Genomic DNA, 16,219 nt, shown 5'->3' with positions numbered 1-16,219 from the left:
CAAGCCGGGCCTGGCTGCCATCGCCGATCGGTCCCGGGCGTCGTCCCGCCAGGCCGGACACCCTGAATGCCGTGGCGCGCACGACGAACGGCCCAACGGAACCGCGGGCCCAGCTCGTGCGTGAGGCGCGCTGCGCCTCCCGGAAGGCGGACGCAGCCTCTCCGGCTGCCCCACGGAGGACCGGCTGAGGGAGCGTTGAGCCAAACTTGGATGGCGGTTCGCTTCTGCGAAAGCCGGCATGAGGGTCGCGGAGGCTGATCCGGTGCCTCAGACCCGATGGCGCGCCGATGAAGGCGGCTGCACTCTCGCCGCCTTCAACCGACAGCCCAGGCCCCTCCCCTTCCGCACTGGAGGTAGGCCCGCAATCAAATGGAACAGCATGACGGTGTCTCCGCGGACCAGAATCATGCACCGCTTGCGGACATGTGGACGGCAATGACCGAAATCTTGACAGTTCTATCAGCCTACATGCCGCCTATTCAGTAGTGCGCCACTTTCGGACCTTCAGCCATAGCCGCTGGAATGACCGCTTTCCTGCCGCAAGCTACCACTGCAGGAAATGGTCAAGCCGGGAGGCCACAAGATCCTCAACAACGAACGGCCGTCAGAGGTACTCGTGGACAGACGCTCCGTCGCGACCGGCTGCGATCACGTCCGCAACTGGCTGGCTGCCGCCGGTGCCGCAAACATCCTGCCCTGCGCGAGGAATGCGGCGGTCATGATCGCGAGACCAAGAACGAGGCCGTTCGCGGCGACGAACAACGCCGGGGCGAGGACGGCGAGCGCGCCGGCATCGCCGTGGGCGACCAGGCGAACCGGGGCCGTGGCTATGGCCGTCGCCCCGAAGCTGAACGCCCACAGTCCCGGCACGGCGCCCGCCTTCGTGATCCAGGATGAGAGCCGGACCAGGACCAGAACCTGGAGCAGGCCGTAGCCGATCAGGGCGTGCACGAGGAGGTCCGGCGCCCCACTGCCGACCGAGAGGTCCGCCATTGCCCCGACCGGCGCGGGGGCCAACTGGATGCCCAGGGTTGGCCGCAGCGCGACGGGCGTCTCGGCCCCCGTCAGCAGGCGGTGAAGCAATACCGATTCCATGGCGAGCCAGGAGAACAGGCCGGCGCCGAACGCGAGCTGACCCCAGTCCTGGTAGCCCAGTGTCGCTGCACCGGCCGCCGAGACGAAGCTTCCCGCGACGGTCGGGAGGTATAGAACCGCCGTCGTCGCGGCAGGGCTCCGCACTCCCTGCCACAGCCCACCCGTCCGCCAGTAAGCGGCTGGCGTGTTTGCCGCGACCTCTCTCAGTCGGTGAACGAAAGGGTGGCTTGAACCGGCGGCGAGCGAGATCGTGCTCATGATCCACCTCCTGCGAAGTCGGGATGTCGTCGCGCGGATGCGCCACCGACCACGTCTCGGCCAGGATGATAATGGACGGGGATCCCGCCTTTTATTCCGCTTTCGACAATGGAGAGCTTCGTCCCGTGACGCTTGAGGGCGGTCGTTCGGCCATCGATCTCGGCCTCGTCGAGGCATGACCAAGCGGTGGTGGAGATGGATAGGACCTGGTTCGTCACGGGCTCGTCACGCCGGGTGAGCGGCTCTGCGCAACGGCGCGCGACCCTGCCGCGCTCGCCGACCTCGTCGAGACCGGCGGTGAGCGCGTGCTCGCGTTGCCCCTCGACACCGGGCGATGCGCAACGGAACATGAGGCGGGAGTAATCTGGATCGGGATCATCGGGCGGCCCATCCGTGCGGCGAGGTGACCTGCACCATCTCGCCGAGGCGATCGTGGGTCCGCCACGCCGGCCAGCGCTTCCCGACGATAGATGGTCGTCGACACCGACTGTCTGGCGCAAGCACAAATTGACAGGCTATGCCTTTGCGGTCGTTCAAGAGCGACACGTTAGCCGGACGTCGCTTGGGAATGCGTGCATCATTCGCGATCGACGTCGGCTCTCCCGCGGACGAATCGTCCTCGCTCTGCCTCCAGCATTCGCGAAAATCTGCCGGAACACCGATGCCGGCAGGCACGCTGCGGAATCGACGGCGTCGGGCCGGTCGCGCGGGCTCCGCGGGGGTCGCTCGACACGGTTCCGTGCATTCCGATTCACCGATCCGGAGGGTTTGCCTGGCTAACGTCCCGGCACGATCGCGTCCCAGGTGCTCCCATGATCCTCGGTTTCTGGCTCGACCTGCCAGTCTGGCTGGTGTTCTCCCTGCTCGCGGCCTACGTCTTCGGGGTCTGCGCGGTCATCAGCCTCGTGACGAACCTGCCCTGGACCCGGCCCTGGATCGGCAGGATCGGCATCGGGATCGCGCCGACCTATATCGGCGTCCTCGCGGTGCTGCTCGCGCTCCTGACCGGGTTCGTCGCCAACGACGCCTGGGAGCGCCAGCGGGCGGCCTCGCGCGTGGTCCAGGCCGAGCGTGCGCACGCGCTGGCCGTCTACGATCTCAGCCATGCCGCGGCTCCGGACATGAGCGACCTGCGCAAGGCGCTCACCGGCTACCTGGACGCGGTGATCGACGCCGAATGGCCGGCCATGGCCGAGACCGGCCGCGGCGTTCCGCAGGCCGGCGAGGCGCTGGCCCGCCTTCTCCAGGCAGCGGCCGACCCGCGGACCGGCGCGGAAGCGGGCCAGCCCGCGCAGTCGGCGCTCCTGGCCGCGGTGATGGGGCTGCGCTCGGCGCGCGGAGAGCGGCTCGCGCTGGTCGCGTCGGAGCAAGACGAGACGAAGTGGCTGACACTGATGGTGCTGGCGGGCTTGACGATGGTCTCGATCGGCCTGGTGCACTGGGAGCGGCCGATCGCCCAGGCCGTCACCCTGCTGCTCTTCGCCGCCGCGATGGTCACCACCTTGGGCGTGATCGCCCTGCACGAGAGGCCCTTCGACGGACCGATGGCCCTGAAACCGGAACCCTTGCGGCTGGCGCGCAGCGTGGTGGCGGCGGGCGCCCTCTGATCGCGCCGACGGTCCGTCCCTCGTCCGCGAGCTGCCCCCGGGGTCGCGCTGACGAAGGTGCGGGGGGGGTGTTGCCCCCCCGCACCTCCTCAGAACCGCACCTGCATCCGGGCGGTGCCGGTTTGCGACAGGTAGCGGTCGCCGACATTGGCCTGGTACTCGCCGGTCAGCTCGATGCCGTTGCCGAGACCGATCTGGAACCCCAGTCCGGCCTCGCCGAGCCGGTCGGGGATGCGGGAGGTCGTCGCGAAGGCGCCGAGGCCGCCGTCGCCCCGGAAGCTGGCGACCCCGGTGAAGTGGTCGTCCGACAACAGCATCACCCCGAGCGTGGCGTAGGGCCGGATCCAGCGGCCGGCATCGAGGTCGATGCGCCCGCCGATCTCGACGGTCGGGCTGAACGCGATCAGCGTCTTGTCGAGCTTGCGGACGTCGAGGTCGAAGGCCGGGGCGCCGGTCTCGGAATAGGCCGGGCTGTGGGTGTAGAGCACGTCGAGGTCGGCGTAGGGTTTGACGTACCAGCCGTCGAAGAGGAACTGGTAGCTCGCCCGCAGGCGGCCGCCGGCGGTCAGGACCTCGGACTTGCTGCGGGTCAGCCAGGTGTCGCCGCCGATGCCGATCGCCCGCACGTTGCTCTGCCAGGAATATCCGAGGTTGGCCGAGGCCGCGAGGAGCCAGGGTCCGACCTGATGCTTGAGCGCCAGCGAGAGGTCGCCGGCATCGCTCACATTGCCGGTGATGCGGTCCGACCCGCTCTGGCCGGCGCGGGTATAGGCACCCGAGAGGCCGAAGAACCAGTCCGGGCTGAACTCGGTCTGGAGGCCGCCCTGGTAGCTCAGGGCGGTCTGGCGGTAGCCGCTCTCCTCGGCGGACGAGAACAGGCTGGTGCGGGTGCCGGTGATCCGGCCCCACACGCACTCGCCCTCGCGCAGCAGCGTGCCGGTGCCGACGAAGGCCGGGCAGCTCATCGCCCGCTTCAGCCCGGCGCGCGTGTCGAGCGTGCGGTCGGTCAGCACGTACTGGTTCGCTTCCGGGGTGATCTCGTCGAGCGCGTCGGCGTAGCTCGCCGTGCTGCCGACCTTGAGGAACTGGGCGAACCGCCCCTGGGCCCCGGCCGCGCTGATCGCCCAGTCGTTCTGCAGCGACTGGGCGACCGCCCGCTGATCGCTGGTCAGGAGCATGTCACGGGGGGCGGTGAAGTTGGCCTGCGGGCTCAGGGCGAGGCTGTTGCCGGCCTGCACGATCGTCCAGCTGATCGGGATCGATCCGGGCTGGATCACCGTGCCGGAGGCCGCCGCACTGGTCTCGCCGAGGCGTCCCGCCGTCAGGAAGGTGTACTGACCCGGCAGCAGCCCGCCGATCACGTTCGGCTGGACCGTGCCGCCGAGCGCGGCGGCGCCGCTGACGACGAGGAGGTCGCTGCGCAAGGCACCGTCCCTTGCCGTCGGCGCGACATCGACCAGCAGGCGACCGCCGGCGAGCTGCTGGAAGTCGCCAGTGATGGTGGCGCGGGCGACGGTGCCGACGCCGCCGATGTCGAGGATGGCATGGTTGAAGACCCCGCCATTCGCCCCGACGTTGATGATGCCGTCCGGACGCGTGCGGAGGATAGCGCCGTGCCGGTCACTCGCGCCGTTCTCGATCCGGTCGCCCGCCAGCGCCGTGCCCCCCTGGAGATCGATGTCGCCCAGAATCGTGCCCCGGTTGACGACCCGATCGTCGGCGAAGGAGCCGACGATCGCCCGGCCCGAGGCCGCGGCGACCACCGCCCGCTCGTCGAGGGTGATCACGTTGCCGGCGCCGCCATCGATGCGGATCGCCGCCCCGGTGCCGCTGCCGCCGGTGACGAGGCCCTTGGCCGTGACGGCGATCGTCCTGCCCGACCGGGTGGGATCCAGGCTGCCGTCGCTGCGCTGGACGCCGCTCTGCGCGAAGATCGCGTAGGCATCCTTGCCCAGCGCCTCGATCGCGCCCGTGGCCGTGATGGTGATGCCCCCGCCCTCGCCCTTCGACCGGGTCCGGCCCTTCGGCGGCTCCGGCGCCGCGGAAGTCAGGCCCGAGAGGTCGACGACGACCCCGCCGCCGCCGCCGAGGCTCTGCGCGTAAATGCCGTGCGCCTTCGCGCCGGTGGTGCGGATCGCGGCGCCCTGCTCCACGGTCGCGGTGATCGCGCCGCCATTGCCGCTCGACCCCTCCCGCAGCAGGAACGGGACCGTGTAGCCCATCACCTGGTGGGCGCCGGCATAGCCGCCGCCGCCGCCGATCGATTGCAGCATCACCGCCGTCGCGGCGTCGCCGGAGGTCGTCACCTGCGCGCCCTGCTTCAGGGTCACCGTGACCGCGCCGCCGTCGCCGGAGGTGCCGCCCGCGCCGCCGAAGCCGAACGTGTACTTGGACCCACCGGAACTGGCCGCGGCATCCACGGTTCCGCCGCCACCGCCGATGCTCTGCGCGAACAGGCCGAGGGCGCCGAAGCCGGTCGTGGTGACGATGCCGCCCTGCGTCACCGTCACGTCGCCGCCCTTGCCGGAGGCGCCGCCGGAGCCGCCCAGCGTGATGCCGTAGGACGTCTTGAGTGCCGCGCCGCTCCCCTCGGGCTCCGCGAGCGTCTCGATGCCGAGCGCCGACATCAGCGCCGTCACCAGGGCCGCGGAATCGGAGGTCTCACCGGCCCCCGTCCTGCCGTCGCCCTTGCCCTCGTTCTTGCCCTTGCCCTCGTTCTTGCCCTTGCCCTCGTTCTTGCCCTCGCCTCCGCTCGCCGGAGCGGCCTTCGCGGCCGGGGTCGAGAAGGCGCCGCCGCCGCCGACGCTCTGGGCGACGATGGCATGGGCGGCGACCCCGGCGGTCGCGATCCTGCCGGTATTCCCGACCTTGACGTCGCCGCCGTCGCCGCCGTCGCCGCCATTGCCGCCGACGGTGAGGGAGTAGCTGCGCACCTCGTCCTTGCCGCCATCCTTGCCGTCACCGCCGGTCTTGGCGCCCCCCGCCAGCGTCGCGGCGACCCCGCGGCCGCCGCCGCCGCCGACGCTCTGGGCCGAGAGGCCGTAGGACATGTCGTCCTCCGTCACGACGGTGCCGCTGTTCTCGACCACGACCGCGCCGCCGACGTTGCCCGAGCCGCCCGTGCCCCCGACCATGCCGGAGAGGTTGGTCTTGTTGCCGGCCGCCGCGAAGGCGAGGCCGCCCTGGCCACCGCCGCCGCCGACGCTCTGGGCGTCGACCCCGTGGGACAGGATCCCGTGCGTCACGATGGTCCCGGCATTGGTGACCGTGACCGAGCCGCCGACACCGCCCGCGCCGCCATCGCCGCCGATGCTCAGGGTCGCCGCGACGTCGGGCAGCTTCACGCTGCCGGCCTTCTGCTCCTTTAGGTAGTCCGATGCGCTCTTGCCGTAGGATTGCAGCGCCTTGCCAAAATCGGAGTTCTTGATCTTGTCGGCGAGGTTCTTGTACGCGTCGCTTTCCTTGATGTCCTTGATAAACTGATCGAGATTATCCTTGTCTTCCTTGTTTTTCTTGTCCTTCGCCCAGTCCTCGTAGGCCGCGACGCCGATCGACTGCTTGATCTGGCCCCAGATCGCCCCAACGGCGTCGGGCGTGGAGTCCTTGCGGGCCGAGACGCTGCCGCCGCTGCCGCCGCCACCGCCGATGCTGCGGGCGACGATGCCGTGCGCGCCGTCGCCGGACGTCTCGATCCGGCTGCCCGCCAGGGTCTCGACCGTGACCGTCCCGCCCCCGTTGCCGACGCCGCCGAAGCCCCCGAGCGTGAGCTTCAGGTCGAGCTTGCCCTTGGCGGCGCCCTGTACCTCGCCGCCGGTGCCGCCGCCGCCGCCGACGCTCTGGGCCACGATCCCGGCGGCAGCGGTGCCGGCGGTGCGGATCGTGCCCCCGTTCGTCACCGAGACGTCGCCGCCCGCCCCGCCCCGGCCGCCCCGGCCGCCGACCGTCATGCTCACGGCGGCGTTGTCGGCGAGCGGCAGCTTTTGGAGCAGGGAATCGAGGGTCTTGTCGAAGGCGAAGCCCGCGCCGCCCAGCGTCGTGGCGTTGCCGCCATTGCCGCCGCCGCCGCCGATGCTCTGGGCCAGGATGCCGGTGGCGAGGGCGCCCCCGGTCTCGACCCGCCCCTCGTTGACGACCGTCACCCGGCCGCCGTTGCCGCCGCCCTGGTCCTTGTTGTCGATCGGCGGCTCCAGCTTGACGGCGCCGAACTCGTCGAGCTGGATGCGGCCCTCCTTGTCGAGGAGCGGCTTGAGCTGCGGGCCGCCGCCGATCGCCGACGTGAGGGTGATGTTCTGGCGCAGGCTGAGCGCGTTGCCGACCGCCGTCGCGCCGCCGCCATCGCCGCCGCCGCCGCCGGTGCTCTGCGCCTGGAGGCCGTAGGCCGCCTCGCCCGAGCTCCGCACGGCGCCCCGGTTGGTGATCGTGGCCGTGCCGCCGTCGCCGCCGCTGCCGCCGGTGCCGCCCAGCGCCGAGACCGCGGCCACCGCCTGCTGGCCGGGCGGGGCGACCGCGAGGGCGTAGCCCGCCGCATCGCCGCCGATGCCGCCGCCGCCGCCGATGCTGAGCGCCCGCACGCCGACGGCCCGGTCGCCGTAGGTCGCGATGCGGCCGTCGTTGATCGCGATCGCTTCCGCGCCCTTGCCACCCTGGCCGCCGCTCCCGCCGATCGCCGTCGAGATCGCGATGCTCGGCAGCGCCTGGCCGTTCGGCAGGACCAGGGGGATCGTGACGGCCTTGGCGTTGCCCTGGCCGCCGATGCCGCCGCCGCCGCCGATGCTCGTGGCGCTGAGGCCCGCCGCCGCGACGCCGGCCGTGGTCACGGCCATGCGGTTCTCGACGCGCGCCTCGCCGCCGTCGCCGCCCTGGCCGCCGGCGCCGCCGATCGACAGGACGAAGGAGAGCCCGAGCCCGCCGGCGACGCCCCGGGCCTCGCCGCCCACACCACCGCCGCCGCCGATGCTCTGGGCCTGCACAGCGGTCGCGCCGGCCCCGAGCGTGTCGATCCGGCCCGCCAGGCCGGAGATCGATGCCTTGCCGCCGTTGCCGCCGCCACCGCCCGCCCCCCCGAGGGCGACCGACAGGAAGAGGCCCGCGATCGAGGTGGCCCCGCCGGCGCCGCCGCTGCCGCCGACGCTCTGGGCGAGCAGGCCGTAGGCGTCGGCGCCCTCGGTCAGGACCGTTCCACCGTCGTTGACGATACGGGCGAGCCCGCCCGAGGCCCCCCGCCCGCCGGTGCCGCCATTGCCGAAGAACAGCCCGAACGATCCCCCGCTCTCGCCGCCGCCGCTCGCGCTCCCGGTGACGTCCAGGGCGGCCAGCGGCAGGGCCGAGAGGGCGTTCCCGCCGCCGATGCTCTGCGCGACGATCGCCGTCGCGCCCGTGCCGCGGGTCATCACGAGGCCCCGGTTGGTGACCGTGACGTCGCCGCCCGGAGCCGCCTCCCCGCCCGTGCCCCCGGTGCCGAAGGCCTTGCCGCCGCCCTTGCCGCCCGGCCCACCGACCGACTGCGCCACGATCCCGAGGCTGTAGGCGCCGGTCGTGCTCACGCTGCCGTCGTTGGACACCTCCACCAGGCCGCCATCGCCGCCCCTGGCGCCCGGATAGCCGCCGCCCGTCGTGTCCTGGATGCCGCCATTGCCGCCGACGCTCTGGACCAGCGCCCCGAGGGCGAAGTCGCCGCGGGTGGCGATCCGGCCGGCATTGTCCAGGCCGGCCTTGCCCGCCGGCCCGCCCGGCGTGGCGAAGTGGCCGTTGAAGGCGTCGTTCCCCTTGCGCGAGCCCGCGCGCCCGAGGGACTCGACGACCAGGCCGGTCGCCCGGTCGCCGGCGGTCTCGACTTCCCCGGTCCGCGGCAGCCGCAGCGAGGCCTCGCCGCCCAGCCCGCCGCGCCGGCGCTCCAGCTCGTCGGTATCGCTGCGGCCTCCGTGGCCGGCATCGCCGCCGGCGGAGGTGACGCGAACGGCCTGGAACGCGGTGCCCTGCGTGGATACCCGCGACGCCAGGATCAGGACGGCGGATCCGGCATCGCCGCCGCCGCCCGGCGTCATCTGCCCGTCGCCGCCGGTGCCGCCGCGGGAATAGACCCAGAACCGGGGCAGCTGTGCCGACCGGTCGCCCGCTCCCGTCACGGTCTCGGTCAGCGTCACGAAGACCGTGCCGCCGCGCCCGCCGGCGCTCGCGGGCCGCCAGTTCCATCCCCGCTCGTACCCGGCGCCGCCCGTCCCGCCGGTCGAGCCGACCGCGATCGACACGGCAGGGTTCTTCGCCGCGGCCCGCGGATCGACGTCGATCAGGCTGAGGCTGCCGCCATCCTTGCCCGGCGTGCTGTTGCGAGCCAGCGTGCCGAAGACGTCGATGAGAAAATCGTCGGCCTTCTGACCGTCGTCGCCGCGCACCACGACCGGGACCGGCCGCTCCGCCGCGGCCGCGCCCGACAGCGCCGAGCCCATCGTCAGCGCCGCGCCGCTGACACCGGTCAGGAGCGAAAGGGCGCGCCTGCGCCGCATCGTGCCGGGTCGGTTCGCAGCGGGCGAGGCGTGAGCGGACGACATCGGGGACGTTCCATGGCGTGCGGGAAGCCGTCCGGGCGCACCGATCATGCACCGAGCGGACGAGCCGGGACGCAACGTGTCGCTGCCCGGCAGCCCGACACGATCGCGAAACTCGTCCGTTGGAATTCCGACAATATGGTTAATAATTTTTTAATCTCGCCGAATCGGACGCTTCCACATCGGCGCGGATACGCACAACATCGCGACTTCGATTATCATAAAACGTCGGACGATGTGTATTCCGCCAAGGCGATACGAATCTACCGATCGATGCTTTGTATTGTCATGGACGTGCTGCCGTCGGCCTCGGGGCGGCCATCCGGGGACGATGTCGATCGGCACGGCGGCCGCGTGAGGACCGTAGATCCGACCTGCATCCGGCGCGGCCCGGCTCACGGATGCATGACGCCGATGAGATGGAGCAGGTAATCGACGTCGAGCGGTTTCCAGCCGAGTCGGCGCCTGACCAGCGCGTAGCCCGCGCAGAGCAGGGCAGCGCAGCCGACGAGGGCCAGCACGAAGGACAGGAACTTTCCGGTCACGAGCCCGACCGCGCCGGCGACGACCACGGTGGTCACGAAGATGATCCGGCTCGGATGCTGCGGGCCGGTTCCGACGCGGTCTGACGTGGCGGCTTCCATGGCGGCTTCTCCTCATGACGATCGGCGGCGAGGCGGATCGAGCCCGGTCACGGCCCCCACCATCGGAGCCGCCCTCGGGCGCCCGCCCGTGGATGGGTGAGACGCCGTCGTCCCGTTACGCGGCGGCTGCCGATGCCGGCGGATGGCGGTGGTTGGAACCGGGATGCCTCGCTCCTCGCACCGCGCCAGCATCTCTCCGGCGCACGAAGAAGACACGTACCCGATCGCGACAATTGTCGCGATCTCCGGGTTGTGCGGACGGATTCTCTCCTCCTGTCCGAGCGGCTGGGGAGCGACCGGCACCCGTTAACAAAGTCATCACGCAAGTGGTGAATCGTGCGCTCCGCTCACCATCAGCTCGAAGACGCCCGGTCATGTCCGAACTGCCGCCGTCCCTGCCCGGCCCTCCCCTCCCCGGGGCGGCCGTCCGAACTCCCCGCGGAGTGAGCGGCGCGCGGAACACCTCGCTCTGGCTGCTGCTCGTGGGACGTGCCGAGGTGGGCCGGCGCGCCCATCTGTTTCTCGTCGCGGGCCTCGTCTCCGCGGCGCTCGGCGTCCTGATCGTGATCGACTCCCTGGACGGGGCGGTCCACGTCCCGGATCGCTGGTTCGGCCTCCTGCTCCTGGCGGAAGGCGCGGCATCGCTCGTCGCCGGGGTGACCGCCCTCGGCGCCGCGCGCCGGCTGCGCCTCCTCAAGGGCGGGGTGCTGCTGGTCCTGGCCGTGCTGATCGTGGCGGCCACGCGCCACAGCACCTTCCTGCTCGCCATGTTCTTCGGTACGGCCTTCCTGGTCGACGGCGCCGTCCGGATCGTCATCGCGAGCCTGCTCAAGTTCTCCGGGTGGCGAAGCTCGGCCGCCCTCGGGGCCCTGGGCGTCGCGTTCGGCCTGTTCCACCTCCAGCCCTGGCCGACCTGGTACGCCGGAACGCTGGGCTACTGCCTCGGCATGTTCCTGATCCTCAACGGCGCGCGGTTCGCGCTGGCCGGCCGGCGCGCGAAGCGCATTGCCGCAAATCAATTGGCCACTCCGCAGATGGCCACGGAACATCCGGCGACGGAGCCGGTCTCGGCGCCCGCCTCAACGGGATCCGACAGCCTGACTGTCTACGTCTGGACCCCGACCGGGCACGCCACCACGCCGGCCCGGCAGCGGCTGATCCGACGCTACATCGCCGCCGTGAACGCGCGCGGGATCGTCTCCACCGGGCATGCCGCCCTCGCGCAGGGCACGGACCTCTACATCAGCCACTATCCCGCCGTGGAGCTCGACCGCTCGACCGCGAACTTGCGCTCCAGCCTGCGGGCCGGCCCGGAGAACGACGTGTCGGGGCGGTTCCTTCCGTCCTACGCCGAGGAGGCCGCGGATTGGTGCGACGCCACGGTCGCCGTCACGCTCGACGGCGTCGACGCCGCCGGGCTCCGCGCGTTCTGGGATGCCTATCGCCGCGACGCCACCTACAACTTCATCAGCCGCAACTGCTCGACCACGGTGGCGAGCGCGCTCGATGCCGCGGTGGAGGGCGCCTTCGCGCGGACCGGGAGGCCCTGGCGACGCCTCGCCCGGGCGCTCACCACGCCGGAATACTGGGCCGCGGCCCTGCTGCGGAACGGCGCCGCCGGGATGACGTGGACGCCGGGGCTGGTCCTCGACTACAGCCGCGCCCTGAGCGCCCTCCTGGATCCCGTCTCGCCGGTGCGGGAAATCGCCTGGAAGGGGGTCGGTCGCCGCCTCGTCCGCAACCTGCAGGCCGGACCGATGGCCGATCTCTACCGGATCGTGCGGCGCCGGCCCGCACCGAGCGCGGGGCCGACCGAGGCGTGAAGGCGGGGGCCGCCCCAGGGGTTCGGCTCAGGGCCGCCCGGCTTCGAGATCGGCGGCAATGGCCTGCATCACCGCGAGGGTGTCGGTTTCGTCCTGCTCGGCGCCGTGGTCGCTGAGCTTCACGATGACCGTGCCCGTGCGGCGATTGACGTAGACGTACTGCCCGTAGACGCCGATCGCCGAGATGTCGCCGTCATCGCCGCCGGGTGCGTGCCACCATTGGGCGGAGTATTGCCAGCCATCCACCGCGCGGCGGGCCGGCGTCCCGATCCGGTCGATCCAGCGCGCGGGGATGATCCGGGTGCCGCCCGCGCGTCCCTGATCGGTCACGAGGAGCCCGAGGCGGGCGAAATCCCGCGCCGTCGCGTTAATGCAGCAGAACGCCTTCTCGAGGCCGCCGGACCGGTCGAGGTTCCAGGTCGCCTCGGCCTCGGCGCCCATCGGCTTCCAAATCCGCTCCGAGAGCAGATCCGCCAGGGGCTTGCCCTCGACGCGAGCCAGGATCAGGCCGAGCACCTCGGTGTCGATGCTGCGGTAGCGGCCCCGGCTGCCCGGCTTGAACGCGAGTTGCGCGTGATCCTTCACGAAGGCCGCAATGTCCCGGGTCAGGTACATCCCGGCCGTGCCGGTGAGGGGATGACGCGGATCGTAGTTCTCCGGCACGGCGAGCCCGCTCGCCATGTCGAGGAGGTCGCGCACGGTGATCTTCCCGAAGACCGCGGCGGAGCGCAGCTCGGGCAGGAGGTCCGAGACCCGGTCGGTCTCGGAGAGCTTGCCCCGCGCGATGGCGGTCCCGGCCATGAGCGAGACCACGGACTTCGCCACCGACCACGACGGGAACAGCGTCGTCGGTCCGGTTCCGGGGCGGTACCACTCGTGAACCAGCACGTCGTCCTGCACCACCAGGAAGGCGTTGGTGTGCGTCGCCGCCAGCATCGTGGCGAGCGGCACCTCCTGCCCTTTCCAGTCGACGCGGTCGAGGATCCGGCGCGGCTTGAACGGCAGGGCACGGGCCTCCGCCGGCGCCGGCACGACGCGGCTCGGGAACCACGCGCCGACCGCCGACGGCTCGACGACGGCGAGGGCCGCGAGGGTGACGGGATCGGGAACGCCGATCAGCGCGGTCGCGCCCCAGGCGCAGCCCGCCGCCAGGACGGCGCCGATCGCGGTGTGCGTGCGCCACCGACGAGCGGGGCTCTTGCGGGTCGAAGGCTCGGGCATCGTGGGCGACACAGACATACTGAACTGATGTCGCTCCGGACCCTGAAGATTGTCTTGATGCGGCGACCGATGCGGAGACGGACGGACGCGCCGTCGATGCAGGATCAGGTCTTCGGGGCACCGGCCGAAACCTGTGGACCGGGGATCCGGGCCCGGCCCGCCGTACGGAAAACGTTCACGACTTGCGCGGGAAAACCGCTGGGGAAGCGTGCGCCGGCCGGGCGCCCCCGCGCCACAAGGAAGTCCAGGCTGTCATGAACGCTTTCCTCATCCTCGGTCTCGCGATCTGCGCCGAGGTGACGGCAACCCTCGCCCTCAAGGCCGCAGACGGTCTCACGCGACCGGTTCCGACCGTGATCGTGGCCCTCGGCTACGGCACCGCCCTGTGGCTGATGTCGACCAGCATGAACATGCTGCCGATCGGCGTCGTCTACGCGATCTGGGCCGGCATCGGCATGGTGGGCGCCGCGCTCGGCGGGGCCTGGCTGTACGGCGAGCCTCTCAACGCGACCCTGCTGGTCGGCATCGGGGTGGTGGCCCTGGGTGTCACGATCCTGGCCGTCGGGCAGGGCCAGCATTAGGCGGATTGTGGCGGGCGCCGGGCCGTCCCCTCGTCCACTGCGCGGATCAACGCCTGGTCCCGCCCTTCCACACCGAGAGTGCGGATGAACCCCGAACGGGCCCCGAGGATACTTCATCCAGGCCGCCTCCCTGTGCTCTGGACGGGGAGGCTCGCGGAGGAGGTCGGTCGTGGAGAGCCGGTCGCGTTTGCGACAGGCCGCGCCAGCCTGATCGCGGCTGACGCCCTCGACGCTCCCGCCTGACATCAAGACCTCGAACGAGCTCTTACGAAAGAGCGTTCTTGATGGTCTCGGCGATGCCGCCAATCAACGCGCCGCTGCCGGCCCCCACGACTCCGCCTCCGATGGCACCGATCGAGGCGGTAGCCACCACTTCGAAGGCTGCGCCGGCAAGTGCGAGACCAACGCCGCCTGTCAGCGCCCCGAGGGCAAGCCCCGCGACCGCGCCGATCGCGACCCAGCCCCATCCCCCACCGACCACGTCGTTCAGTTCATTGTCTCCGAGCGGCCGCTCTTCCGAGTGCGCTTGATTCGACTGCGTCGCGGCGAGATCGCGCAGTGCTCCATAAACCGTATCTGCTTCGCTGGTGTTGACGACGATTCCCTTGTTGGAAAGATAGGAAGCGAACGTCTTTGAATCATTGACTGTTGACGCAAATTTCTTTGCCTCTTCCGGATCGGAGGCGAGCTTGGAAAGAACGCCCTGGAACTGGACGAAGCGCTCGCTGTTGGTATTTTCTTGCTGGATCGTCATGTTAGATTAGTCTTTCATATGAGCAGCCGATGTCCTGGCGGCGAACTCTCGTCGACATACCAAGAACCCGACATCAGTCGCTTGACGCACAGCGACGGTACGACATCATGTCTTTCGAGATCTCAAGGCGAGCGGCTCACGCCCTGACGGCGTCGACGACCTTGTCGACAACGAAGCCGGCGCCACCGCAGACCACGGCACCGGACGCTGCCGTCGCAACGGCTGACGTTGCCACGCCGGCAATCGCGCCACCCCACGTCGTGACACCGTAAGCCACCGCCGTGGCCATCGCCGCGGTCCCGACGCCTGCCGTCAGAACCGTGATGGCCGCGATGCCGATCGCCGCCCCGATGCCGGCGCCGATGGCGGCGAAGCTGATGCCACCGACCACCATGTCCAAATCATCGTCACTCAGTTGGCTTTGCATTTGGCTATAGGCGGCCTGCCCTTTCTCGAACAGGGCCTCGGCCTCGCCCTTCTCGAGCGGACAGCCTGCGTCCGCGGCATAGATGACGAGATCATCGGCTGTTTTCACCCGCGTGAAAAAAGCTTCCAGCTTCGGCTGATCGCCGGCGATCGAGCGGATATGGTCCTGGAATTTATCGACAGATTCAGTCATTGCCGACCTCGGTTGCAAGTTTGGCATTGGAAGAGCGATGGAGCGGATCACGTACGGCGTATCTGCGCGCCTGACCGGCGCCCTCACCGCCGCCTCCGGAACGTCGTCGGACAGCGTCATATCCTTGCGCTGTTCGTCGATCCTGGCCTTCTCGGTATCCACGACCGTCTCTATCGAGCGATCGGCGCCACCGACTCAGCTCCTGCGGACGGCCGGGGCTTCGCAATTGTTGATCCGGTCCCAGCGGATGTAGCCGCCATGGCCGTCCGGGCGGACGGAGCTTCTGTTCTCGGCCGGCTTGAAGAGACCGTGGGCGTCTCCCGGCACGCTCGTCACCCACATCGAAGCCTTGCCGCTATGGTCCCAATGCCCGTCGGCCCCTGCGCCGTACACGTGGTCGAGTTCGGCATCGTCGAGCTTGCGGTTGCTGTCAGTCATGTCAGGTCCTTTCCTTCGCTTTGTCAGACATCAATCGCCCCTGTATTCACCAAGCAGCGATCAGCGCCTGAAAAGACAATTAGCGGTCTTTCATTTCGTAAATGTTACTTCCGGCGCCGAGCCAAGAACATTGCCCATCTGCGCCGGGAGACAGTTAATGAACCGCAGTTTTTATCGCTCGAATTGAGTAAAATTGAGCGCGGCTATACGGCGAAAGCTGCCGTTTCATGCTCTGGGACGCGATCCGGATGATCCAAAGGGAATCGGATTTTCGGCAGCCGGGACGCGGCAACCCTGGAAAGAGGCTTTCGTGGCAACCCGCTCCCCGCGTGCCGTCTGACGGCGTTCGCCCGCCGGATGTTGCCGGCGACGGTCGGGGTCTCCCAGGGCCTGTTTGATTGGTCTTGACGGATTTCTTGCCCACGGTGTCGTTCCGGGGCCGCGCAGCGGAGCCCGGAATGACGAGGAGGGTGTGAAGACGGTCGATGAGGTCAAACAGCCTCTGATCCGTTTTCCGGAAGATTCCTTCCGGAAATCGGATCGCCAGCCCGCGCGGCGCCTGAGCGAAGCCGATCTCCGCATCGCGAAGCGATCAGCCGGAAATCGTATGATACCGCCGCGCCTTCGAACGGAC

10 protein-coding genes are annotated in these 16,219 nt (G+C 70.2%); 3 read left to right on the top strand and 7 right to left on the bottom strand.

Features of this window, described 5'->3' with window-relative positions:
- Window positions 1–648: 648 nt before the first annotated feature.
- Entirely contained in the window at window positions 649–1,353 is a 705-nt protein-coding gene (locus tag DA075_RS18995) for an SLAC1 family transporter (protein WP_099954532.1), read from the bottom strand.
- Between the two features lie 812 nt (window positions 1,354–2,165).
- On the opposite strand from DA075_RS18995, the gene DA075_RS18985 reads away from it, so the two are divergent.
- Window positions 2,166–2,960: a bestrophin-like domain gene (locus DA075_RS18985; protein ID WP_099954531.1), complete on the top strand. Its 795-nt coding sequence runs from the start codon at window positions 2,166–2,168 to the stop codon at window positions 2,958–2,960.
- Window positions 2,961–3,049: 89 nt separating this feature from the next.
- Here the strand turns inward: DA075_RS18985 and DA075_RS18980 are convergent, their stop codons facing one another.
- Together DA075_RS18980 and DA075_RS18975 are read right to left on the bottom strand one after the other, a co-directional pair.
- Window positions 3,050–9,463 (bottom strand): autotransporter outer membrane beta-barrel domain-containing protein, encoded by a 6,414-nt coding sequence (locus DA075_RS18980; protein WP_099954530.1) that lies wholly within the window; start codon window positions 9,461–9,463, stop codon window positions 3,050–3,052.
- A 437-nt stretch (window positions 9,464–9,900) separates the two neighbouring features.
- Complete coding sequence (locus DA075_RS18975; RefSeq protein ID WP_099954529.1) at window positions 9,901–10,149, bottom strand: hypothetical protein; 249 nt, start codon at window positions 10,147–10,149, stop codon at window positions 9,901–9,903.
- A gap of 443 nt (window positions 10,150–10,592) precedes the next feature.
- Between DA075_RS18975 and DA075_RS18970 the strand changes: the two genes are divergently transcribed.
- The gene (locus DA075_RS18970; protein ID WP_232387801.1) at window positions 10,593–11,972 is read left to right on the top strand and encodes a lipoprotein N-acyltransferase Lnb domain-containing protein; all 1,380 of its coding nucleotides are present in this window, start codon (window positions 10,593–10,595) and stop codon (window positions 11,970–11,972) included.
- Window positions 11,973–11,999: 27 nt separating this feature from the next.
- On the opposite strand, the gene DA075_RS18965 is transcribed toward DA075_RS18970, so the two are convergent.
- Window positions 12,000–13,193: a serine hydrolase domain-containing protein gene (locus DA075_RS18965; RefSeq protein ID WP_244936211.1), complete on the bottom strand. Its 1,194-nt coding sequence runs from the start codon at window positions 13,191–13,193 to the stop codon at window positions 12,000–12,002.
- 254 nt (window positions 13,194–13,447) lie between these two features.
- Between DA075_RS18965 and DA075_RS18960 the strand changes: the two genes are divergently transcribed.
- Complete coding sequence (locus tag DA075_RS18960) at window positions 13,448–13,774, top strand: DMT family transporter (protein WP_099954527.1); 327 nt, start codon at window positions 13,448–13,450, stop codon at window positions 13,772–13,774.
- Between the two features lie 265 nt (window positions 13,775–14,039).
- Here the strand turns inward: DA075_RS18960 and DA075_RS36045 are convergent, their stop codons facing one another.
- The 3 genes from DA075_RS36045 to DA075_RS18945 all read right to left on the bottom strand — a co-directional run bounded on the left by DA075_RS36045 (window position 14,040) and on the right by DA075_RS18945 (window position 15,585).
- Complete coding sequence (locus DA075_RS36045; protein ID WP_123834363.1) at window positions 14,040–14,528, bottom strand: hypothetical protein; 489 nt, start codon at window positions 14,526–14,528, stop codon at window positions 14,040–14,042.
- Between the two features lie 136 nt (window positions 14,529–14,664).
- Entirely contained in the window at window positions 14,665–15,309 is a 645-nt protein-coding gene (locus tag DA075_RS18950; protein ID WP_099954525.1) for a hypothetical protein, read from the bottom strand.
- Between the two features lie 33 nt (window positions 15,310–15,342).
- The gene (locus DA075_RS18945) at window positions 15,343–15,585 is read right to left on the bottom strand and encodes a hypothetical protein (protein WP_099954524.1); all 243 of its coding nucleotides are present in this window, start codon (window positions 15,583–15,585) and stop codon (window positions 15,343–15,345) included.
- Between the last annotated feature and the right edge of the window lie 634 nt (window positions 15,586–16,219).

Source organism: Methylobacterium currus (assembly GCF_003058325.1).
GTDB classification, from domain to species: domain Bacteria; phylum Pseudomonadota; class Alphaproteobacteria; order Rhizobiales; family Beijerinckiaceae; genus Methylobacterium; species Methylobacterium currus.
The sequence above is the reverse complement of the archived record's forward strand: the minus strand, read 5'-3'. Positions and strand labels throughout refer to the sequence as shown.

Bases quoted from the DNA above. Each gene is read 5' to 3' on its own strand.
- DA075_RS18995 (WP_099954532.1), bottom strand. From the start codon at position 1,353: ATGAGCACGATCTCGCTCGCCGCCGGTTCAAGCCACCCTTTCGTTCAC.
- DA075_RS18985 (WP_099954531.1), top strand. From the start codon at position 2,166: ATGATCCTCGGTTTCTGGCTCGACCTGCCAGTCTGGCTGGTGTTCTCC.
- DA075_RS18980 (WP_099954530.1), bottom strand. From the start codon at position 9,463: ATGCGGCGCAGGCGCGCCCTTTCGCTCCTGACCGGTGTCAGCGGCGCG.
- DA075_RS18975 (WP_099954529.1), bottom strand. From the start codon at position 10,149: ATGGAAGCCGCCACGTCAGACCGCGTCGGAACCGGCCCGCAGCATCCG.
- DA075_RS18965 (WP_244936211.1), bottom strand. From the start codon at position 13,193: ATGCCCGAGCCTTCGACCCGCAAGAGCCCCGCTCGTCGGTGGCGCACG.
- DA075_RS18960 (WP_099954527.1), top strand. From the start codon at position 13,448: ATGAACGCTTTCCTCATCCTCGGTCTCGCGATCTGCGCCGAGGTGACG.
- DA075_RS36045 (WP_123834363.1), bottom strand. From the start codon at position 14,528: ATGACGATCCAGCAAGAAAATACCAACAGCGAGCGCTTCGTCCAGTTC.
- DA075_RS18945 (WP_099954524.1), bottom strand. From the start codon at position 15,585: ATGACTGACAGCAACCGCAAGCTCGACGATGCCGAACTCGACCACGTG.